This is a genomic window from Mitsuaria sp. CC2, assembly GCF_048957715.1.
GTDB lineage: Bacteria > Pseudomonadota > Gammaproteobacteria > Burkholderiales > Burkholderiaceae_C > Roseateles.
The window spans coordinates 125686-145509 of record NZ_JARVXN010000003.1 but is presented as its reverse complement, the minus strand read 5'-3'; the positions used below and the strand labels follow the sequence as shown (position 1 = coordinate 145509).

The window sequence follows — 19824 nt, the reverse complement described above, 5'->3', positions numbered from 1 at the left end:
CCAAACCTTGAGGTGACAACATGCTCAATATCAAACTCGCGGCATCGTCCGTCGTTCTTTCGACCGTCCTCTCGATCGCCGCGCTGGCGGCGGCCGGTCCGGCGGCGGCCCAGCAGATTCCGCAGACCGGCCTGCCGGTCGTCGAGCTCGGCGCCGGCATGCACCTGATCCACGCCGAGGTCGCCCGCACCGACGAGCAGCGCGCCATCGGCCTGATGGCCCGCAAGGAAATGGCCCAGAACGCCGGGATGATCTTCGTCTTCGAGCAGCCGTCGCAGCAGTGCTTCTGGATGCGCAACACGCTGATCCCGCTGTCGGCCGCCTTCGTCGGCGACGACGGCACCATCGTGAACATCGTCGAGATGCAGCCGCTGTCCGACGTCTCGCACTGTTCGACCAAGCCGGTGCGTTACGTGCTCGAGATGAACAAGGGCTGGTTCGACAAGCGCGGCCTGAAGGCCGGCGCCAAGCTGCGCGGCGGCCCCTGGCCCAAGTGATCGCATCCGGGATCCGACCGCTGGAATGACAACGGCCCGGGCAGCGATGCCCGGGCCGTTGCTTCATCGGCGCCCGCCTGGACGGGCGCCGGTGGGTCAGTTGCCGAAGTTGGCTTGGGCGAAGTCCCAGTTCAGGAGACTCTTCAGGAAGGTCTCGACGAACTTCGGACGCGCGTTGCGGTAGTCGATGTAGTAGGCGTGTTCCCACACGTCGATGGTCAGCAGCGCGGTGTCGCCGGTCGTCAGCGGGGTGCCGGCGGCGCCCATGTTGACGATGTCGACCGAACCGTCGGCCTTCTTCACCAGCCAGGTCCAGCCGGAACCGAAGTTGCCCACGGCGCTCTTCTGGAAGGCTTCCTTGAAGGCGTCGACGCTGCCCCACTTGGCGTTGATCGCGTCGGCCAGCTTGCCGGTCGGCGCGCCGCCGCCGTTGGGCTTCATGCAGGACCAGAAGAAGGTGTGGTTCCAGATCTGCGCGGCGTTGTTGTAGATGCCGCCGCTGGAGGTCTTGACGATCTCTTCCAGCGTCTTGTTCTCGAACTCGGTGCCCTTCTGCAGGTTGTTCAGGTTGTCCACGTAGGCCTTGTGGTGCTTGCCGTGGTGGTACTCCAGCGTCTCGGCGCTGATGTGCGGCTCCAGCGCCTTCTTGTCGTACGGCAGCTCGGGCAGGACGTGTTCCATGAGGGACTCCTAATCGGTGGTTGATGGTGGGACGGGTGTCGCGGGCGATTGTAGGCAGCGAAATCATGCCCCTGACGGGAGCACGCATACCCCGCCACAGAGGGCGCGGACCGCCTTCAGACGTCCTGGCGAACGACGCGCCCGACCTTCAGGTCCGCTTCGCCGTCGGCCAGCACCGCGCGCAAGTCCTGACCCTCATGGAGCTGATCCACCGAACTCAGCGCCCGCCCCTGGCCGTCGTCCAGCCAGGCGTAGCCTCGCGCCAGCACCTGGCGCGGATCGAGTGCCTGCAGGCGCGCCGCCAGCGCGTCCAGCCGGTGCGCGCCGCGCTGCGCCTGCTGCGGCAGCGCACGGTCCAGCCGCTGCGCCAGATGTCTCAGGCGCTGGGTTTCCATCGCCGCCGCACGCGGGGCGGTCTGGTTCAGGCGCTGCTTCAGGTGGCGCAGGCGTTGCGATTCGAGAGAAACCGTCCTGGGCGCCACCTGGCCGAGCCGCTGCGACAGCAGGTCCAGTCGACGCTGCTGTCTCGCCAGCGCATCGCCCGGTCTCGCGAGGCGCAACGCGAGGCGGTCGAGGCGCTGCGCGGACGTATCCAGGCGCTGCTCGACCCGCCGCACCAGCTGACGCTCCAGCGCCTCCAGGGTCTCGAGGCACTGCTGGCGGGAGACCGTCGCCAGCTCCGCCGCCGCGGTCGGCGTCGGCGCGCGCAGGTCGGCGGCGAGATCGGCCAGGGTGATGTCGGTCTCATGCCCCACGCCGCAGATCACCGGCAGCGGCGATTCGGCCACCGCCTGGACGACGCGTTCGTCGTTGAAGGCCCACAGGTCCTCCAGCGAGCCGCCGCCGCGCACGAGCAGCAGCACCTCCGCGTCGGCGCGCTCGTTGGCCGTGGCCAGCGCGCGCACGATGGCCGGCGGCGCCTCGTTCCCCTGGACCAGCGTCGGATAGAGGAAGACCCGCGCGTGGGGCGCCCTCCGGCGCAGGGCCGTCAGCACGTCCTGCAGCGCCGCCGCGCCGGTGGAGGTGATCACGCCGATCCGGCGCGCATAGGGCGGCGGCTGGCGCTTGCGATCCGCATCGAAATAGCCGAGCGACTCCAGCTTCGCCTTCAGGCGCAAGAACTGTTCGTAAAGCGCCCCCTCGCCCGAGCGGCGCATCGCCTCGACGATGAACTGGAGTTCGCCGCGCGGTCCGTACAGGTCCAGCCGCCCGCGCAGCTCCACCGTCATGCCGTCTCTGGGCGCGAAGTCGATCAGGGAGGCGGCGCGCCGGAACATCGCGCAGCGCAGCATCGCCGGCTGGCCCTCGGCGTCCTTCAGGCTGAAGTAGCAATGGCCGCTGGCCGCGCGCGTGAACCCCGAGAGCTCGCCCTGCACCGTGATGACGGGGAATCTGGCCTGCAATGCGTCGGAAAGGGCCGTCAACAGGGCCGCCACCCCCCAGACCATCCGTGGCGATGCGGGTTTGGCGCCGTCAATCATGCGCAAACCCAATGCTGGCGCGGGTCCGGAACTCCACAGCCGCGTCAATGCTGGCTCCGCGGGCCATATTGGCCGTCATGCCCGCGTCACAGATCGATAAGCGCTTGTTTTTCAAAAGCTTTTTCCTGCCTTTTTTTGGAGCAGGCTAATCCTTGCCGTTTGGCCACGGGCCCTGGCGCGGTTCCAAGACCAGTTGCCCACAAAGTTATCCACAGGAACGGTGGATGTTTGTAAGGGCTTGTGATGAGGGTCCGGCGTGGTCGGCGGGGGCCCTGCGGGGCGCCATAATGCGCCGCCGGGCCGGAGATGCCCGTACGGAGGGATAGCCTTGTTTTCGATCATACAAGCCGCCGGCTGGCCGATCTGGCCCTTGCTGCTGTGTTCCGTCGTCGCCCTCGCGCTGATCATCGAGCGCGTCGTCAGCCTGCGCGCCGCGCGCGTCGCGCCGCCCAGCCTGATCGAGGAAGTGCTGGGCGTGACCCAGCTCCAGATCCCGAGCGGCGAAGTCGTCGGCAAGCTCGCCGAGAACTCGCTGCTGGGTCAGGTCCTGGCCGCCGGGCTGCGCACCTCGCAGGCCGATCCGCGCGCCGGTGAACCTCGTCTGCGCCAGTCCTTCGAGCTGGCGGGCCGCCACGCGATCCACCAGATGGAGCGCTACCTCAACACGCTGGGCACGATCGCTGCGGCCGCCCCCCTGTTGGGCCTGCTGGGCACCGTGGTCGGCATGATCGAGATCTTCGGCAGCCAGAGCCCCGGCCCCGGCGGCAACAACCCGGCGCTGCTGGCGCACGGCATCTCGATCGCGCTGTACAACACCGCGTTCGGCCTGGTCGTCGCGATCCCGTCGCTGATGTTCTACCGCTACTTCCGCGGTCGCATCGAGTCCTACGTCGTCGACATGGAACAGGCCAGCGAACGGCTGCTGACCCACCTGGTGAACCGGGCCATGCCTGCCGCCCCGGCCGGCGTGCCGCCGGTCGCCACCCCCGCCTCGGGGAAGGCCAAGGCATGAAGTTCCGCCGTCGCCAGGGCGAGGAACCGGAGATCAACCTGATCCCGTTCATCGACGTGCTGCTGGTCGTGCTCATCTTCCTGATGCTGTCGACGACGTACTCGAAGTTCACCGAACTCCAGCTGACGCTGCCGACCGCCGACGCCCAGCAGCTCAAGGCGCGGCCGGCGGAGATCATCGTGGCGATCTCGGCGGACGGGCGCTACTCGATCGACCGCAACGCGGTCGAGGGCCGCAGCGTGGACCTGCTGACCGCCGCGCTGCAGCAGTCGGCGCAGGGCAAGCAGGAGCCGGTCGTGATCATCTCCGCCGACGCGGCCACGCCGCACCAGGCGGTGGTCAACGCGATGGACGCGGCGCGACGCGCCAACCTCACGCGACTGACCTTCGCCGCCAACAAGCCGCAATGAGCGGGGCCGAGCCCACCGCGGTGGCTCGGGTCCGGCCAGAGGCCCGGCCAGGGGTTCGCCAATGAGCCGGTCCGCCCCCCTGGAAGAGCGGCTGCAACGCGCCTGGCGCGACGACGACCGCCTCGCCCACCTGCTGCGGCCGCTGGCCGCGCTGCACGGCGCGGTGCTTCGACTGCGCGTGGCGCTGTATCGCTTCGGCCTGAAGAAGGCGGGGAAGCTGCCCGTGCCGGTGATCGTCGTCGGCAACTGGGTCGTCGGCGGCGCCGGCAAGACGCCCACGACGCTCGCGCTGCTGGACACCCTGCGACGCATGGACATCCGCGCCGGCGTGATCTCCCGCGGCTACGGCCGCGCGGATGACGCGCAGGTCCGCGTGATCGCCGACGGCGACCGCGCCGAGGACGTCGGCGACGAACCCCTGCTGATCAAGCTGCGCGCCGGCGTGCCGGTGGCCGTCGGCCGCGACCGCATCGCGGCGGCGCGCGCGTTGCTCGCCGCCGATCCTGGCATCCAGGTGCTGGTCTCCGACGACGGCCTGCAGCACTGGCGGCTACCGCGGCAGCTCAGCGTGCTCGTGTTCGATGAACGCGGCCTCGGCAACGGCCGGCTGCTGCCCGCCGGCCCGCTGCGCCAGGCGCGCGCGCTGCCGCCGCCGCCGGGCTCTTCCTCCGACACCCTGGTGCTCTACAGCACCGGCCGGCCCAGCACCGCCCTGCCCGGCTACGTCGGCACCCGGCAACTGGCCGGCGCCGTCGCGCTGGCCGACTGGTGGCGCGGCGAACCCGGCCGACTGGAGCGCCTGCACGCGCTTCGCGGCAAGCCCCTGCTGGCCGCTGCCGGCCTGGCTCGGCCGCAGCGCTTCTTCGACATGCTCGGCGAGCAGGGCCTGAATTTCCGCGCCCTCGCGCTGCCCGACCACGCCACGCTGGATCCGCTCCCGTGGGCCCGCACCGACGAGGTCGTCATCACCGAGAAGGACGCGGTCAAGTTGCGTCCGGAGGCGCTGCAAGGCTGCCGCATCTGGGTGGTGGCGCTAGACTTCCGCCCCGAACCCGCTTTTGAAGAGGCGCTGCAGCGCGAGCTGCGGCGGCTGCTCCCCCATGGACCATCGACTGATTGAGATGCTGGTGTGCCCCGTCTGCAAGGGCCCGCTGGACGACCGCCGCAACGCCCCGGACTCCGGCCTGCCGGACCGCGAACTGCTGTGCCCGGCCGACCGCCTGGCCTTCCCGATCCGCGACGGCATTCCGGTCATGCTGGCCAACGAGGCCCGTTCGACCGAAGGCGAAGGCGACACCGCGTGAGCGCCGGTTTCCACATCGTCATCCCGGCCCGGCTGGCATCGACGCGCCTGCCCAACAAGCCGCTGGCCGACATCGCCGGCGCGCCGATGATCGTGCAGGTGGCGCGGCGCGCCGCGCTTGCGGGCGCGGCGCAGGTCGTCGTCGCGACCGATGCCGTCGAGGTGAAGGCCGCCTGCGAGGCCCACGGCATCCGCGCGCTGATGACGCGCGCCGACCACGCCAGCGGCAGCGATCGTCTGGCGGAAGCCGTGGAGCAGCTCGGTCTGCCGGACGACGCGCTGGTCGTGAACGTCCAGGGCGACGAGCCGCTGATCGCGCCGGAGATGATCCGCGCCTGCGCCGACCTGCTGGCCGCGAAGCCGCAATGCGCGATGGCGACCGTGGCGCACGCGATCGATGACGACGCCGAGTTCGCGAACCCGAACGTGGTCAAGCTGGTCACCGACGCACAAGGCCTGGCGCTGTACTTCTCCCGCGCTCCCATCCCTTGGTGGCGCGACGCACCCGGCGGAGGCGCCCGCGTGAAGCCCGAGGCGGTGCTGCGTCACGTCGGGCTGTATGCCTACCGCGCGGGTTTCCTGCGCCGTTTCCCGACGCTGGCGGTGTCCCCGCTGGAGCAGATCGAGGCGCTCGAACAGCTGCGCGTGCTGTGGCACGGCGAACGCATCGCGGTGCATGTCAGCACCGAGCGACCCGGGCCCGGCGTGGACACGCCCGAGGACCTCGAACGCGTCAGAAGGCTGATGACAAGCTGAATCGCGGCCCGGCCCGACAGGGTTACACCCCAGTTCATTCGGCTGCCGCGTCAGCGGGCCGTAGGCCGGCGCGTGATATTCTGCCCGCAGTTTTCGAGGGCGCGTCGACCCGTGCGACGCGCCCTCTCCCTATATCGAGGAGACCCATGCGACTGATTCTTCTGGGCGCCCCCGGCGCTGGCAAAGGCACTCAGGCCTCTTTCATCTGCAACAAGTTCGGCATTCCGCAGATCTCCACCGGAGACATGCTGCGTGCCGCCGTCAAGGCCGGCACCGAACTCGGCATCGCCGCCAAGAAGGTGATGGACGCGGGCGGCCTGGTCAGCGACGAACTGATCATCAACCTGGTCAAGGAACGCATCGCGCAGCCGGATTGCGCCAAGGGTTTCCTGTTCGACGGCTTCCCTCGCACCATCCCGCAGGCCGACGCGATGAAGGCCGCCGGCGTGAAGCTGGACTTCGTGCTCGAGATCGACGTGCCTGACAGCGCCATCGTCGAACGCATGAGCGGTCGTCGCGTGCACACGGGCTCGGGCCGCACGTACCACGTCAAGTTCAATCCGCCCAAGGTCGAGGGCAAGGACGACGTCACCGGCGAGGACCTGATCCTGCGCGACGACGACAAGGAAGAGACTGTCAAGAAGCGCCTCGAGGTTTATCAGGCGCAGACGCGTCCGCTGGTCGACTACTACTCCAGCTGGGCCGCCAGCGGCGACGCGCAGGCGCCCCAGTACCGCCGCATCGAAGGCATCGGCACGGTCGACGAGATCACGGGCCGCGCCCTCGCCGCGCTGAGCTGAACCCACCCTCATTCGTGATGATGGCGGCCCGGGTGGCCGCCATTTTTTCGTCGACAATTGACGTTTACGTCAACGGCAACCAACAACTCGGAAGGAGACATTCCATGGACATCGCGAACAAGGTCTTCATCGTCACCGGCGGCGCTTCGGGCCTCGGCGAAGGCACGGCCCGCATGCTGGCGCGCGAAGGCGCGACCGTCGTCATCGCCGACCTGCAGGTGGAGCGTGGCGAGGCACTCGCCAAGGAGCTGAACGGCGCCTTCGTGAAGTGCGACGTCAGCCAGGAAGCCGATGCGCAGGCTGCCGTCGCCAAGGCGGTCTCGCTGGGCAAGCTGATGGGCCTGGTGAACTGCGCCGGCATCGCGCCGGCCGCCAAGACCGTCGGCAAGGACGGCGCGCATGCGCTGGCGACTTTCTCGAAGGTGATCACCGTCAACCTGGTCGGCAGCTTCAACATGATCCGCCTGGCCGCCGAAGCGATGAGCAAGAACGAGCCGGAAGCCACCGGCGAGCGCGGCGTGCTGATCTCGACGGCCTCCGTAGCGGCCTATGACGGCCAGATGGGCCAGGCGGCGTATGCGGCCTCCAAGGGCGGCGTCGTCGGCATGACGCTGCCGATCGCGCGCGACCTGGCGCGCAACGGCATCCGCAACATGACGATCGCTCCCGGCATCTTCGGCACCCCGATGCTGTTCGGCATGCCGCAGGAGGTGCAGGACGCGCTGGCCGCCAGCGTGCCCTTCCCCTCGCGCCTGGGTCGCCCGGAGGATTACGCCAAGCTGGTCCACCAGATTGTCACCAACGACATGCTGAACGGCGAGGTGATCCGCCTGGACGGCGCCATCCGCATGGCGCCGAAGTAAGTCCTCAAGCCATGAAAAAGGCCTCCCGGCGTGAACCGGGAGGCCTTGTCGTTGATCGCGTCGATCGCGTCGATCGCGATCAGGGCGATCAGGGCTTCGCGCTGCGCGAGTACACGGTCCACAGGCCGGCCAGATCGGCCGAACCGTCGGTGCCCTTGACGGTGCGCCACGTGGCTTGCGCCTTGGCCTTGTCGCCGCCCAGGAACTGCGCCAGGCCCAGGTAGAGCTTGGCGTCGTCCGGACGCTTCAGGTTGCCCTTGGCGATGCCTTCTTCCATCAGCTTGATGCCGGCGGCGGCCTGGCCGCGCTGCACCTGCGCGAAACCGACCTTCACCAGCTCGTCGCCTTCACGGGCGCCGCGGGCAGCCTTCTCGGCCTCGGCCGCACCGGCCTTGGCTTCGGCGATGCGCTTGTCCAGCAGATCGGCCAGGCGCCTCGGACGGGCGTTGTCGTCGGTCGGCTTCAGGACGCCGGCGGCGAAGCCCTTGTCCAGCGCCTTCTTGCCTTCTTCCGGATAGCCGGCGGCACCGGCGAGCTGGGCCAGTTCCATGTAGTCGTTGGCACCGTTCATGTTGTCGGTGGCCAGGCGCAGACGCAGCACGTCGACCTGGTAACGACCCGCGGCGAAGCCCTTCTTGGCCTGCAGCGTGCCCAGCGACTGCGCCCACAGCTGCTTGGTCGGGTAGTAGTTCAGCAGCTTCTGGATCAGCACCGACTCCGTCGCGCCGTCGCCCTTCTTGTTGGCCGCCCACAGCGCCGTGTTCAGCTTGTCCTGCGACGGCGTGCGACCGGCCTTCTCCTCGGCGGAGATGTCGGCCAGCGTGTCCTTGAGGATGGTGGTGACGTCGCCCGAGCGCAGCTGGGCCGCGGCCTGGACCTGCTTCATCGCCGGGCTGTTGCCGCCGGCGGCGTTGTACTTGTTGACCCACTCCAGCGCCTTGGCGCCGTTGCCCGCGCGCAGATAGGTGCCGGCGATGGCTTCCATCGTCGGCAGCTTGTTGGCGGCCGGCAGCTTGCCGGCGGCCGTCAGCGCGTCATAGGCCTTGACCATGCCGTCGGCATCGCCCAGGCGCGAGGCGGCGGACAGGCGCAGGCCTTCCAGCGTCGCGTTCTCGTCCGCGTTGCGGCCGGGCACGGCCTCGGCTTCGCGGATCTTGCCCATGGCTTCCTGCGCCTTGCCCGCCTTCAGCAGGGACGAGGCTTCCGACAGGGGCTTGCCCGCGGCCGGGCGCACCTGCGCGGCGGCTTGGGACAGGACGCTCAGGCTGCCTTCGGGCGTGGAGCCCAGCACCAGCGCAGCGGCGCCGACAGCGGCGGTTGCCAGCAGTTTGAGTTTCATTCGCTTGCTCTCCAAAGAAGAAAAACGCGCCGCCCTTTCGGGCAGGCGCGTTCTGTTCAGACCCCGATCAGGCGGTCATCCGGCTCAGTTCAGGAACTGTTCGTTCCCGACCATCGCCATTTTCTTGACGCCCAGGCGCTGCGCCGATGCCATCACATTGGCAACGTAACCGTACTCGGCCAGCTTGTTCGGCTTGATGTGCACCTCAGGCTGGTCCGGCATCGCGGCGATCTCGGACATCTTGGACTCCAGCGCCGCGTGGTTCGGCACCGCGGCACCGTCCCAGAACACCGTGCCGTCGAAGTCGATCGCCACTTCGTGGACGACCGGCTCGTTGGGCGGCGGATTGTTGTTCGGCGGCGGCATGTCCAGGTTGACCGAGTGCAGCTGGATCGGGATGGTGATGATCAGCATCACCAGCAGCACCAGCATCACGTCGATCAGCGGCGTCGTGTTGACGTCGAGCATCGTTTCCGGCTCGTCACTGCCGCTGGAGCTTCCAACGTTCATACCCATGTTTCAGCTCCTTCAGCCACCACGAGCCGGCGGCTCGGTGACGAACTTGATGGACATGATGCCAGCGCGCTGGCACGCCACCATGACCTTGCCCACGTTCTCATAGCGGGACTTGTCGTCGCCGCGGATGTGAACTTCCGGCTGAGGATTCAGAACCGCCACCTTCTTCAGGCGCGCCACCAGCGTCTCCATGTCGGAAACAGGCTGCACGCCCCAATAGATGTCGCCATCCTTGGTCACCGCGATTTCGATGTTCTCCGGCTTCGTGACGCGGACGACGTTCGTCTCCTTCGGCAGGGTCACCCCCACCGACTGCGTCACCACCGGCACGGTGATCAGGAAGATGATCAGGAGCACCAGCATCACGTCCACGAGGGGCGTGGTGTTGATGGTCGAGACCACTTCGTCGTCGCCACCGGACGAACCTACGTTCATCCCCATATTGCGTCTCCGGAAACTGCGGTGCGGATTAGCGGCCTGCGACCTTGCGGCTGCCCATCAGGACGCCGTGCAGGTCAGCAGCGAAGGCACGGACCTGGCCCATCACCGACTTGTTGCGGTTGACCAGCCAGTTGTAGCCCAGCACGGCCGGAACGGCGACGGCCAGACCGATGGCGGTCATGATCAGCGCGGCGCCCACGGGGCCGGCGACCTTGTCGATCGAAGCCTGACCGGCGACGCCGATCTGGGTCAGCGCCTGCAGGATGCCCCACACGGTACCGAACAGGCCGATGAAGGGGCTGGTCGAGCCGACGGTGGCCAGGAAGCCCAGGCCGCCTTGCAGGCGCATGTTGACTTCGCTCACGGCGCGGTCGATGTTCATCGTGACCCACGTGTTGTGGTCGATGTTCTCGGTCAGGGCGCCTTCATGGTGCTCCGAGGCTTCCACGCCGGTCTGGGCGATGAAGCGGAAGGCACCGGTTTCGCTCAGGCTCTTCAGGCCTTCCTGCAGCGACGCCTTCTTGAAGAAGGACGCGCGGACGTCCTTGGCTTCGCGGGCGATCTTGGAGGTGTCCCACAGCTTCGTGAACAGGATGTACCACGAGCCCATGGACATGATGGCCAGGATGGCCAGCACGGCCTGGTCGACCACGTTGCCGTGGGCGACGATGTTGCCCAGGCTGTACGGGTTGTCGACCGGCTTGGCGGCGGCCGGTTCGGACACGGCGGCGGGGGCGATGTCGGCAGGAGCGGGAGCGGTGTCAGCGGCGGAGGCGGCGGCCGAGGCAGCCTGGTCCTGCGCTTGGGCGGCCAGCGGGGAGACGGCCAGGGTCGCGGCGCACGCGACGGCCGCAAACAAGGCAGACAGACGAGAGATCATGGAGGGTGCTCCTACGAGAAAAGTCTTGAACTCAGGTTGAGAGGTCGGGGCGCGTCAGGCGCCCCGTGTTCGATCGATCGCGGGTGGGACAGTCCCGCGGATCATTCCATGTTGAACACGAATTCCTGTTCGAGGATCGCGTCCGTGCACTGGTATTCCGTCAGCGCCGCCTGGATGGCGTTCTTGAGCGCGCGTTCGGCCTTGCGGTCGTTGGCGCCGCGCAAGGCGGTGAAGGTCACGTCGGCCACCTTGCCGCCCTTGACGGTGAAGGTCGCCTTGTAGCTCGCGGTGCCGCTCCAGTTGAGGGCGGGCATCTCGGGCTTGGCCATCTTGGAGCAGTTGCCGATCGCCGAACGCGGCTTGTCCGACGGCGGGGCCGGCGGTGCGGGTGCGGCGGGCGGCGGGGCCGGACGGAACTCCTGCGGCGGCGGCACGGCGGCCGACTGCATCACCGGCGCCTGCGTCACCGGCGGCGGAGCCGTCACGACGACCTCCGGCGGCGGCACGAACGGCGGCGGCGGGGCCTTGATGTCCGGCGGGGGCGGCACGACCTTGTCGGGAGGAGGAGGCGGCTTCACCTTTTCCTCGACGACCTTGACGTCGATCGGGCCCTTGACGGCCTCCTTGATCTTGGTCGCCAGACCGCTGGCCAGTGCCCAGACGATCAGCACGTGGATGGCGATGACGATGCCGATGCCCGTCAGCCGCGAGGACCCGGCTTTATCCTGCGCAAAGTTCATGCGCGCTCCTTCATCAAACTGCGAATTTCTTTCATCGAATCTACAAGGGGAGTTCGACTCAACACAGCGTCTGGTCGGATCAGGCGTTCGCGCCGCAACCTGGGGTCAGCAGCGCCTGTCTTGCCGGCTGTGCGAGCGACGGAGACAAGCGGTGCCACATCGCCGAAGCGTCACGGACCGCTGCCCCGCCGAAGGCAGGAGGGACACACGAAGACTCGAAAACCCAGGGCACGATACGAACCCGACTCAACAAAAATGCCCGTCAGCTTGTGGCCGCGGGCGTCTCGAGGAACGGTCGGAATTCCGTAATAAAACTACAGAAATCGACTACCTTTCACGACCTTGATCATAAACGACATGCACAAGCCGCAAGCCATGGGGTTTGCCCGAGCATGCGCGCATCGCCCATCGCACGAGGCACCAGCGGTTACAGCCTGGGCGCCGTCCGACGATCACGTGCGTCGTCCCTGGTATTCTACTGGTATGCCCTTCGACCCCTCCCCAGGAGTCCTAGGGGCTAACCCGCGAAGCCGTTACCAGACGAACTGCAGTTCGTACGAGGCAATCCTCGTGCCAGCTCAGGTCCCCTGCCCTGTTTTCGGGGCGGCAATCAGCCATCCGGTGATCGCGGTGCGCTCGCCCATGGCGAAAGGCGGCACGTAGGAGACGAAATGTCGCTGGGGAACGGTGAACAGCGACAGTGAATTGAAGTGCGGATAAAAGGTGTCCAGTACCGATCCGTCGTCGCCGGTGAAGTGGAGCATCCCGCCCCAATCCGGACGCCAGCGCCGCGTGAGGTTGATCACGTAGGCGATCCGGCGGTCCTCGCGGTCCACATGGTCGTCGTGGGTGGTCAGGAAGTTACCGCGCGAGTACATGGTCGCCTGCGCGTAGACGCCATTGATTTGAGGGTCACCGCTCATGTCGCGCATGGGCGAGAGGAACTCGTCGCCGGCCATCCAGCGCATGAAACGGGCGAGCAGGTCGGAGCGTCCCTGGTGCACGGCGTGCACCAGCGAGTCGGAGAAGAACGAGAACTGGAAGCCCTCCCGCGCCACCGCGTGGATGCCTTCGGTCAGGTCCATGCGCTGCGGCGGCGTCAGCCCGCGCAGTTGCTCCCCGGTCAGGCGACGGTCGCCCTTCGCGTCGCGGTAGACGAGTTCCCAGTCGATGGCCTGCAGCGCGCGTTCGAGGGCTTCGACCACCTGCGGGGAGAAGAAGTTGCGGATCTGCACCCGCCCCTGCGTCCGCAGCGTGCGGCCGAGGTCGTCGAAGTCGAGCGTCGGGTTGATGTAGTCCATGGCAGGTCGCGGTGGGGTCGCAGTGGATCGCAGTGGCGCGAAGTCGGGGTGATCAATGAACAATGAAAAGCGGGCCCCGAAGGGCCCGCCGGTCCGGATCGCGTCAGCCGATCAGAACTTGTAGGCGCCGCGCAGGTAGAAGGTGCGACCCTTCACATCGGCGTAGGTCGGGTCGAAGCCGACCTGGAAGTAGTCTTCCTGGACGGTGACCGGCGGCTTGGTGTCGAACAGGTTGCGCAGACCGACCGTGAAGGTCATGTTCTTGACGCCGCGGTACTGGGCCTGCAGGTCGGTCAGGCCATAGGCCTTGACCTTGCCGGCGGCTTCGTAGTCCTCGTAGCCGTTCTGGCGATAGTAGCGGACGCCAACGCCCCACGGCCCCTTGTCCCAGTCCAGCGTCAAGGTCTGCTTGAAGCGGATCACCGGGCCACCCACGTCGTACTTGCCGAGCTTGTCGATGATGTCGCCGGTCACGACGTTGGTTTCCTCAGCCTTGGTCAGGATCGTGCCTTCCCAGCCCGGGATGAAGTTGCCCCACTCGGTGCGGATGCGGGTGCGGGCGCTCAGGTCGAAGCCGGCCACGTGCGACTTGCCGACGTTCTCCTGCGACGCGTTCACGGTCACCAGGTAGCCGGTCACCGGATCGCGGATCAGGCGGTCGGAGTAGGCCGACGAGCTGGTCGTCGGGCCCGTCTGGTTCTTGTACCAGTCCTTGAGGATGTCGTCGCCGGTCAGCGCGCGGATGCCGTTGGTGATGCGGATGTCGAAGTAGTCCACGCCGAAGGTCGTGTCCTTGATCATCTCGAACACCAGACCCAGGGTGAAGGTCTTGGACTTCTCGGGCTTCAGTTCCGGGTTGCTGTTGTTCGTCGCCGTCAGCTGCGTGTTGCAGTAGTTGGCGTTGAACTTGAGCGTGCAACCGTCCTTGGTGACGCCGTCCTTGGGGTCGACGCCGGTGTTGATCGTCTTGTAGAACGGATCGTCCCAGTTGCCGCCGGTGTTGGTGCCGGCGGACGGTGCGTACATGTTGTCCAGCGCCGGGGCGCGGAAGCCCTTGCCCGCCGAGGCGCGGAACAGCAGGCCGCTCATCGGGTTGAAGCGCAGCGAGACCTTCGGGCTGGTCGACGACAGATTGGGCGACGAGAACGAGCCGTCGCGCGATTCGCCCTTGGTGCCGCTGTAGCGGTCATGGCGGACGGCGGCGTTCAGTTCCAGCGTCTTCAGGATCGGGAAGTTCATTTCCGCGAAGAGGCCGCTGATGTCGCGTTCGCCTTGAACCTTGCCGGCGTTGCCCGAGCCGCCCACGATGTCGCCGGAGCCGGCGATGTCGGAGTAGCCGTCGCTGTACTTCTCCTTGCGGAACTCGCCGCCGAACGCGATGCCGGCATTCCCGGCGCCGACGTTGAACAGCTCGCGCGACAGCGTGAAGTCGAAGCCGGTGTTGCTGGTCTTGGAGCTGCGGTTGTTGCCCGACAGTTCGGCGCTCTTCAGCGCGGCCAGACCGGCGGCGTCGTTCGGGCCCCAGGGGTTGATCAGGCCGGTGGCCAGCGCCTTCACCAGGGCCGCGTCGGAGTAGATGCCGCTGACGAAGTCGTCCTTGGCCTTGCCCTCGGCATAGACGAAGGCGGCCTTGTAGTCGAGGCCGAACACCGTGCCCTCGGCGCCGACGACGGTGCGGGTGGTCTGGCTGGTGACCTTGTCACGGCGCTGACCGCCGTCGACCATGCGCCAGTTGATGAACAGGTCGCCGCGATAACCCGGCGCGACCGCGTCCACCGCGGCCGTCGGGTACCACTTGCCACCGGCGGGATAGAAGTAGTCCGGCTTGCCGGTGGTGGTCGAGGGCGTCTGCGACGAGCCTAGCGTGATCTCGTTGCGGCTGTAGGAGACTTCGGCGAACAGCGTGTTGTCGTTGTCGACCGCGAAGGTGCCCTTGGCCAGCGCGCCGTAGCGTTCTTGCTCCGGCACCAGGTCGATGTAGTGGGTGTAGTCGTAGCGGCAGACCGAGCTGCCGGGCTTGGAGAAGCTGTCCGGGCGGGCGCAGTTCGGGTAGTTCGAGGCGCCGGGGATGTACACGCCGTCCGAGGTGAACGAGTTCGCCGGGAAGGTGTTGCCCGAGTCCTTCACGATGCCCAGGTCGGGCCGGTTGCCGGTGGACGCGTAGCCGCGGTCCATGGCGCGGATCGGGTCGTACTTCTGGTAGTTGACCGTCCCCATCAGGTTGAAGCGCTGCTTGCTCAGGTCGCCCACGCCAGCGCCGGCGGAGAACGAGAACACGTCGCCGACCTTGTGCGGCGTTTCCAGGCCGACGCTCAGTTCGCCGCCCTGCCAGTCCTTGCGGGTGATGAAGTTGATCACGCCGCCGATGGCGTCGGAACCGTAGGTCGCCGAGGCGCCGTCACGCAGCACTTCGATGCGTTCGATCGCGGCCAGCGGGATCGAGTTCAAGTCCACGCCCTGACCCGAGAACGGGTAGGTCGGCATGCGACGGCCGTTCAGCAGGATCAGGGTACGCGCGCGACCCAGGCCGCGCAGCGAGGCGCCGGTCTGGCCGGTCGCCGACGAGTCGCCGATCGACTGGCCCAGCGCGATGCCGCCGCCGTTGTTGTAGCTCAGGCGGTCGATCAGTTCCTGCACGTTGGACGCGCCGGTCTTGTCGATGTTGTCCTTGGAGATAACGCTCACCGGCAGCGCGGTCTCGGCGTCGATCCGCTTGATCGACGTGCCGGTGATTTCCACGCGGTCGAGCGCCTGCTGCGCGACGGCAGGGAGCGCAATCGCGCCGAGCGCAAGCAGCGCAGCGGCGTTGATGCTCTTTCGTTTGAACATGAGGACTCCTTATCCAGAAACACTTGTGACTTGTTCCCGGGAACACGGGCGGCCGGGGTTCGGCCATCGCCCTCCGAGCGGTGTTCCCGGGTCAGGGCGGGGCCAGTTTCTTGTCGCCTTGGAAAAGGAATCCCCCGTAATCTCCCTATGCAAAGCGTGACTAGCCTGTTTCTGGCATGAAAACGCGGGTAAACACCAAAGTGCGCATTGCGACACACGTTGCGGCGGCGCGACGCGCGCTCAGCGCCCGAACGATGGCCTTGACCGTTGCAAAACGCCACAAATTGCACCATTTGTGCGCACCGCACGGTTGACATTGATCTTCATTCGCCCCAACGCACGAAATCCGTGCAAGCCTCCACCAACTTCAGTGGGCCAATGCACGGCGTACGCGGAAACGTACCTCGGCGAAACCGCGTTCAGCACCGGAACAGTGCGTGAGCCAGGCGGATGGCGACGACGCGAGCGGCGCCGCGGATTTCGCCATGGGAAAGGGCCGCAAAAGCGGCCCTCGCGCAGGTACAAAAGGTGGGGTGGGGAGGCCCCCGGGGTCGACCCGTTGGCGGAATGGCCGGCCTGATCAGGCCAAGCTTCCCCGCTCGACGCGGGGAACCGCCGCGAGCAGCGTGCGGGTGTAGTCCTGCTTCGGGCTGCCGAGGACGGCATCGCAGGTGCCGGACTCGACGATGCGGCCGGCCTGCATCACCGCCACCTCGTCGGCGATGTATTCCACGACGCCGATGTTGTGGGTGATGAACAGGAAGGACAGTCCCCGGCTGCGCTGGAGCTCGCGCAGCAGGTTCAGGATCTGCGCTTGGACCGACACGTCGAGCGCCGAGGTCGGTTCATCGCAGACGATCAGGCGAGGCTCCACGGCGAGCGCGCGGGCGATCGCGATGCGCTGGCGCTGGCCGCCGGAGAACTCGTGCGGGAAGCGCGACAGCGCGTCGCGTCGCAGGCCGACCTGATCGAGCAGGTCGTGCAGCAGCGCCAGACGCGCTGGCCCGTCGAGTTCCGGGCGCAGCGCGAGCAGGCCTTCCTCCAGCACCTCCTGCACCCGCAGCCGCGGATTCAGCGAGGCGAACGGGTCCTGGAAGATGATCTGCACCTGGCGTCGGGCCTCTCGCAGGGCCACGCCGTCGAGGTGGAAGAGGTCGGTCGGCGCCCCGCCCTGCCCTGCCGGCGGATGCAGCAAGGCCTGACCCTCGATGACCGCGACGCGTCGCAGCAGCTGGACGATGGCCTTGCCGGAAGTCGTCTTCCCGCAGCCGGATTCGCCGACCAGGGCCAGCGTACGGCCGGCCTCGATCGAGAACGACACGCCGCCCACTGCATCGAACCATCGCTTCGTGCCGCCGAAGAAGCCGCGCGCCATCGGATACCGGACGTGCAGGCCCCTGACTTCGAGGAACAGCGTGGGCGACTGCCCTGCGCCGGAGGTGCCGGTGCCCCTCGGAGCGAATGCCGAGCATGAGGAGGCGATTGAGCGGAGAGGGGCACCGGCGCCTCCGGCGCTCTCGGAAGCCGCCACCGGTTCCCTGGGATCCGTGTAGAGCAGACACCGCACCTCATGCGCGACCGCCCCGCCCGCCACCGTGGCCAGCGCCGGTCGTGTCGACCCGCAATGGCCCATCGCCCGATCGCAGCGCGGCGCGAAGCGGCAGCCCTCGAAGGTCTGCCACAGCGGTGGCACGGTGCCTGGGATTGCCGCAAGCGGCTCGCCTCGGCGTTGCGCGTCGGGCAGCGCCTGCAGCAGCAGCCGCGCATACGGGTGTTTCGGCGCGGCGAAGAACTCGGCGGCGCTCGCCACCTCCACGATCTGCCCCGCGTACATCAGGGCGACCTGGTGCGCCATGCCCGACACGACGCCCAGGTCGTGCGTGATCAGCAGCAGTCCCAGGCCGCGCTCGCGTTGCAGGTCCTTGAGCAGGTCCAGGATCTGCGCCTGGATGGTGACGTCCAGCGCGGTGGTCGGCTCGTCCGCGATCAGGAAGTCGGGCTCCGCCGCCAGCGTCATCGCGATCATGATCCGCTGCTTCTGGCCGCCGGAGAGCCGGAACGGGTACTCGTCGATGCGGCGCTCCGGCTCCGGGATGCCGACGCGGCGCAGCCAGTCGATGGCCTTCTTCCGCGCCGCCTCGCCGCGCAGCGGCGTGTGCGCCTCGATCGCCTCGACGATCTGCGCGCCCACCTTCATCACCGGATTCAGGCTGGTGCCCGGCTCCTGGAAGATCATCCCGATGCGCCCGCCGCGCACGTCGCGCATGCGGGCCTCGCTCAGGTCGAACAGGTCCTGGCCGTCGAGGTCCAGCCGGCCGCCGGCGATGCGCCCGTTGTCGGGCAGCAGCCGCATCAGCGCCAGCGCCGTCATGCTCTTGCCGCAGCCGGATTCACCGACCAGCGCAAAAGTCTGTCCCTGCGCCAGCGTCAGGCGCATCCCGTCGATGGCGCGCACCAGGCCGGCGTCGGCGTCCAGGTGGACGTGGAGGTCGTCGATCTTCAACATGTCGCGGCGTCCCTCACGAAGCCTTGTTCTTCTTCAGCGACAGCACCATCGGCCGCAGCTTGCGCGCGCGCGGATCGAAGGCGTCGCGCACCCCGTCCGCGAACAGGTTCGCCGCCAGCACCAGGCTCACCATGAAACCGAAGGCCGCCACGAAGCTCCACCACACCACCGGGTCGCGGCTCATCTCCGAGCGCGCCAGGTTGATCATCCCGCCGAAGCTGTTCATGCCCGGATCGACGCCCACGCCGACGTAGGTCAGCACCGCTTCGTACAGGATCAGGTCCGAGAAATTGAGCACCAGCGAGATCAGCACCAGATGCATCACGTTGGGCACGATGTGGCGGACCATGATCGTCGTGTCGCGCACGCCGAAGGCGGTCGCGGCCTGGACGAAGTCGGCCTCGCGCAGCTTGAGCGTCTCGCCGCGCACCAGCCGGCACAACGTCGCCCAGCCGGTCACGCCCAGGATCACGCACAGCAGGAAGATCTTCAGATCGGCGCGTTCGGCGCCGGTCTCGAAGGCCTCCGGATGCTTGTCCAGGAACACCTGCACCATCAGCACGCAGGCCGCGATCAGCAGCACGTTGGGCACCGAGGTCAGCACCGTGTAGAAGTACTGGATGACCTCGTCGACCCAGCCCTTGAGGTAGCCGGCCAGGATGCCCAGCACCAGCGCGAACGGCAGCGTCGCCAGCGTCGACAGCGCGCCGATGACGAAGGCGGTGCGGATGCTCTTGAGCGCCTGGTAGAGCACGTCGTTGCCGGTCTGGTCGGTGCCGAACACGTGGTAGTGGCCCATCAGCGCGATCACCGGGCCGGCCAGCAGCGCGATCACCGACAGCGTCGCGAGCGCCGCGCGCCACGGATAGTGCGTGCGGTCGCCGAGCAGGTCCTTCAGCCCCTGGCGGAAGCCGCCGTGATGCGGCGCGAGGATCGCCGCCATCAGCAGCGCCATCAGCGCCGACGCGACGGCGCCCAGCGCCAGCCCCGTCAGCGCGCGTCGCGCCAGGTCGCCGTGCCAGTCGCGCTCCGGGTCCTGCAGATGCGCGCCGCCGAAGGCCAGGCGCGGGAACTCGCGCACCACCGCCTCGCCGTGCGCGACGCTGTCCAGCGTGAAGCCCTGGTACGCGAGCGGTGCCGAATAGCTCGTCTCGCGCATCTCGATCTGGCGCGCCAGCACCAGGTCCAGCACGGACTCGGTGCGGGTCTCGTAGAACTGCTGGCCGGCGGGGCTGTCGGCCAGCGCGCGGCGGAAGTGCAGGCTGTCCAGCGCCGTCACGCCGAGGAACAGCACCAGCACCACGCCCGCGCTCAGCGCGGCGGGATCGCGCAGCACGCGCTGCCAGTTGGCGCGCAGGTGCGGGCGGCGGATCAGCCGCACGACGTAGAAGACCAGCGCCGCGAACATCGCCCACAGCGCCACGTCGGTCCAGAGGAAAACGACCTTGAATCCCATGTCGGCTCTCGTG

General features: G+C 67.8%; 19 protein-coding genes. 8 read left to right on the top strand and 11 right to left on the bottom strand.

What is annotated here, in order from left to right; all coding sequences use genetic code 11:
• The first annotated feature begins 20 nt into the window (after positions 1-20).
• On the top strand, positions 21-497 hold the full coding sequence (locus PV762_RS01380; protein ID WP_421033230.1) for a DUF192 domain-containing protein: 477 nt from the start codon (positions 21-23) through the stop codon (positions 495-497).
• Positions 498-593: 96 nt separating this feature from the next.
• Here the strand turns inward: PV762_RS01380 and PV762_RS01375 are convergent, their stop codons facing one another.
• Both PV762_RS01375 and xseA read right to left on the bottom strand, forming a co-directional pair.
• A complete protein-coding gene (locus tag PV762_RS01375) occupies positions 594-1178 on the bottom strand; it encodes a superoxide dismutase (RefSeq protein WP_088405207.1) in 585 nt (194 codons plus the stop codon).
• A 116-nt stretch (positions 1179-1294) separates the two neighbouring features.
• Entirely contained in the window at positions 1295-2659 is a 1365-nt protein-coding gene (gene xseA / locus PV762_RS01370; protein WP_421033229.1) for an exodeoxyribonuclease VII large subunit, read from the bottom strand.
• A gap of 328 nt (positions 2660-2987) precedes the next feature.
• Between xseA and PV762_RS01365 the strand changes: the two genes are divergently transcribed.
• From PV762_RS01365 to PV762_RS01335, 7 genes are all read left to right on the top strand, one after another.
• On the top strand, positions 2988-3671 hold the full coding sequence (locus PV762_RS01365) for a MotA/TolQ/ExbB proton channel family protein (RefSeq protein ID WP_421033228.1): 684 nt from the start codon (positions 2988-2990) through the stop codon (positions 3669-3671).
• A complete protein-coding gene (locus tag PV762_RS01360; RefSeq protein ID WP_421033227.1) occupies positions 3668-4081 on the top strand; it encodes an ExbD/TolR family protein in 414 nt (137 codons plus the stop codon). Before PV762_RS01365 ends, PV762_RS01360 begins: the two co-directional genes overlap by 4 nt.
• A gap of 61 nt (positions 4082-4142) precedes the next feature.
• Positions 4143-5201: a tetraacyldisaccharide 4'-kinase gene (gene lpxK, locus PV762_RS01355; RefSeq protein WP_421033226.1), complete on the top strand. Its 1059-nt coding sequence runs from the start codon at positions 4143-4145 to the stop codon at positions 5199-5201.
• Entirely contained in the window at positions 5182-5385 is a 204-nt protein-coding gene (locus PV762_RS01350; RefSeq protein ID WP_421033225.1) for a Trm112 family protein, read from the top strand. The genes lpxK and PV762_RS01350 overlap by 20 nt, the downstream gene beginning before the upstream one ends.
• Positions 5382-6140 (top strand): 3-deoxy-manno-octulosonate cytidylyltransferase, encoded by a 759-nt coding sequence (gene kdsB, locus PV762_RS01345; RefSeq protein ID WP_421033224.1) that lies wholly within the window; start codon positions 5382-5384, stop codon positions 6138-6140. Before PV762_RS01350 ends, kdsB begins: the two co-directional genes overlap by 4 nt.
• A 146-nt stretch (positions 6141-6286) precedes the next feature.
• On the top strand, positions 6287-6940 hold the full coding sequence (adk, locus tag PV762_RS01340; RefSeq protein WP_421033223.1) for an adenylate kinase: 654 nt from the start codon (positions 6287-6289) through the stop codon (positions 6938-6940).
• A gap of 104 nt (positions 6941-7044) precedes the next feature.
• Positions 7045-7803 (top strand): 3-hydroxyacyl-CoA dehydrogenase, encoded by a 759-nt coding sequence (locus PV762_RS01335; RefSeq protein ID WP_088405199.1) that lies wholly within the window; start codon positions 7045-7047, stop codon positions 7801-7803.
• A gap of 88 nt (positions 7804-7891) precedes the next feature.
• On the opposite strand, the gene PV762_RS01330 is transcribed toward PV762_RS01335, so the two are convergent.
• From PV762_RS01330 to PV762_RS01290, 9 genes are all read right to left on the bottom strand, one after another.
• Complete coding sequence (locus tag PV762_RS01330; RefSeq protein ID WP_421033222.1) at positions 7892-9142, bottom strand: hypothetical protein; 1251 nt, start codon at positions 9140-9142, stop codon at positions 7892-7894.
• Positions 9143-9226: 84 nt separating this feature from the next.
• The gene (locus PV762_RS01325; RefSeq protein WP_421033221.1) at positions 9227-9658 is read right to left on the bottom strand and encodes an ExbD/TolR family protein; all 432 of its coding nucleotides are present in this window, start codon (positions 9656-9658) and stop codon (positions 9227-9229) included.
• Positions 9659-9670: 12 nt separating this feature from the next.
• A complete protein-coding gene (locus PV762_RS01320) occupies positions 9671-10099 on the bottom strand; it encodes an ExbD/TolR family protein (RefSeq protein WP_421033220.1) in 429 nt (142 codons plus the stop codon).
• Positions 10100-10127: 28 nt separating this feature from the next.
• Positions 10128-10979 carry a MotA/TolQ/ExbB proton channel family protein gene (locus PV762_RS01315; protein ID WP_421033219.1) on the bottom strand — a complete coding sequence of 284 codons (852 nt, stop codon included), beginning with the start codon at positions 10977-10979 and terminating at the stop codon, positions 10128-10130.
• 101 nt (positions 10980-11080) lie between these two features.
• Positions 11081-11719, bottom strand: a complete 639-nt coding sequence (locus PV762_RS01310) for a hypothetical protein (RefSeq protein WP_421033218.1) — start codon at positions 11717-11719, stop codon at positions 11081-11083.
• A 578-nt stretch (positions 11720-12297) separates the two neighbouring features.
• Positions 12298-13020: a 2OG-Fe(II) oxygenase gene (locus tag PV762_RS01305; RefSeq protein WP_421033217.1), complete on the bottom strand. Its 723-nt coding sequence runs from the start codon at positions 13018-13020 to the stop codon at positions 12298-12300.
• 111 nt (positions 13021-13131) lie between these two features.
• Positions 13132-15849 carry a TonB-dependent receptor gene (locus PV762_RS01300; protein ID WP_421033216.1) on the bottom strand — a complete coding sequence of 906 codons (2718 nt, stop codon included), beginning with the start codon at positions 15847-15849 and terminating at the stop codon, positions 13132-13134.
• 580 nt (positions 15850-16429) lie between these two features.
• On the bottom strand, positions 16430-18355 hold the full coding sequence (locus tag PV762_RS01295) for an ABC transporter ATP-binding protein (protein ID WP_421033215.1): 1926 nt from the start codon (positions 18353-18355) through the stop codon (positions 16430-16432).
• Positions 18356-18368: 13 nt separating this feature from the next.
• Positions 18369-19811 (bottom strand): ABC transporter permease, encoded by a 1443-nt coding sequence (locus PV762_RS01290; protein WP_421033214.1) that lies wholly within the window; start codon positions 19809-19811, stop codon positions 18369-18371.
• Positions 19812-19824 lie beyond the last annotated feature (13 nt).